The 375-nt window shown below is 39.2% G+C and carries 1 protein-coding gene; it reads right to left on the bottom strand.

The window, feature by feature from the left end; genetic code table 11:
* Window positions 1–10: 10 nt before the first annotated feature.
* Window positions 11–375 (bottom strand): hypothetical protein (locus I4641_RS13670; RefSeq protein WP_229641093.1); only part of this gene is annotated, 365 nt, incomplete at its 5' end.

Genomic DNA, 375 nt, shown 5'->3' with positions numbered 1-375 from the left:
CGTTAAACCCTTACTCAGAAAGAATTACAGCTTTTGAAGTGCAAAAAAGTTTTCGCCCGTTTACTTTCTGCTTGATACCCAATGCCGAAGCAATCTTACGGGCTTTTCTGAGAGTAATTTTATCAATCTCAACCCCGTACAATAATTCCTCAACTGTAGGCTTATCTTCAACCTGTTTAACTGTTTCTGTAACCTCTTCTATGTTGTCCCAAAGAACATCCTTCAATTGCTGTTCGATAGGTTTAACAGTAGGCACTGTCAAAACATCATTGTGATGAACAATCTCACCATCTTGATTAACTTCCCATGCGCTCTCACCACTTTCCACAGCAGGAGCATACAGCCAAACCAAAACAATGTAGTAAACAACAAATA

It is taken from the genome of Waterburya agarophytonicola KI4 (assembly GCF_020640915.1).
In the GTDB taxonomy this organism is placed as follows: domain Bacteria; phylum Cyanobacteriota; class Cyanobacteriia; order Cyanobacteriales; family Xenococcaceae; genus Waterburya; species Waterburya agarophytonicola.
This window is presented reverse-complemented; position numbering and strand designations above follow the sequence as displayed.